The sequence below is a fragment of the Magnetospirillum molischianum DSM 120 genome (genome assembly GCF_000294655.1).
Taxonomy (GTDB): domain Bacteria; phylum Pseudomonadota; class Alphaproteobacteria; order Rhodospirillales; family Magnetospirillaceae; genus Phaeospirillum; species Phaeospirillum molischianum.
Map to the genome: position 1 here is coordinate 1 of NZ_CAHP01000043.1, position 1,197 is coordinate 1,197.

1 protein-coding gene is annotated in these 1,197 nt (G+C 65.7%); it reads left to right on the forward strand.

Features of this window, described 5'->3' with window-relative positions; genetic code table 11:
- Positions 1-1,177 (forward strand): IS66 family transposase (gene tnpC / locus PHAMO_RS15420; RefSeq protein ID WP_040567549.1); only part of this gene is annotated, 1,177 nt, incomplete at its 5' end.
- Positions 1,178-1,197: the final 20 nt, after the last annotated feature.

Sequence of the window (1,197 nt, forward strand, 5' to 3'; positions counted from 1 at the left end):
GAAAAGTTCGCCGCACGAGGACCGGTCCCGGAAACCGCGTCCGTCACGCCCCGGGGTATCGCGGCCATTGGCCGAGGACCCGGACAAAACCGAGCGCCGCCTGGTCGAGGTCTGCCCCCATTGCGGGATGCCGCTGTCGGCGGATCGGCAGCGGTGCCGTCACCGCTACGACCACATCGACCTCCCGGTGATCCGCCCAGTGGTGACCCGAATCGAACTGTTCGGCGGGCGCTGTGGCGGCTGTGGACGTCGTGCCCGGGCCGAGGTGCCGACGGGGATGGCACCGGGAACGCCGTTCGGACCGGGCGTCCGTTCCCTGCTTCTGTATCTCCACCACAGCCACCATGTCGGCTTCGAGCGATTGTCGCGGATGATGAAGGACCTGTTCGGGTTGGCGGTCTCGGAAGGCGCCATCGCCAATGCTTTCCGTCGGGTCCGGACCGGGCTGGACGAGGCACGCGCGGCCATCAAGGCCAAATTGCTGACCGCCCGGGTGATCGCCTCGGATGAAACCACCACCCGGGTCGATGGCGTCACCCACTGGCAGTGGGTGTTTGTCTCGGATCGGGCGGTGCTGCACGACATTGCGCCGCGCCGGGCCAAAAGCGTCGCCGAGACCGTGTTGGGCGACTACCGCCCCGGGGTCTGGGTGTCCGACCGCTACGCCGGACAGCAGGATCTCGCCCTGGCCCATCAGGTCTGTCTCGCCCATGTCCTGCGCGACGTCCAATACGCCATCGATTGCGGCGACACCGTCTTCGCCCCGAAAATTCGTGATCATCTCCGTTGGGCAATCCGTGTCGGCAAACGACGAACAGAGCTCAAGGACTCTACGCTGGTCGCTTATGCCGCCAAGGCAGAGCGCCGCCTCGACACCCTGCTCGCCATCCCGGTCGCTCATCCAGCTGGGCAAATCCTCCAGCGCCAGATCAAGGCGTGGCGAACGAAGTTCTTCGTCTTCCTCACCGATCGCGAGGTCCCGCCCACCAACAATGTGTCCGAGCGCGAGATTCGGCCCTCCGTCGTTTTCCGCAAGGTCACCAATGGATTCCGCTCCGACTGGGGTGCCCAAGTCCATGCCGGATATCGGTCTGTCACCGGCACGGCGCGCCTCAAGGGCCAGACTGCCCTTCAGGCCGTTCGTGACCTCGTCAATGGCACCTTCGTCGTCGCCTGACAAAATCGACGCCAACCCCG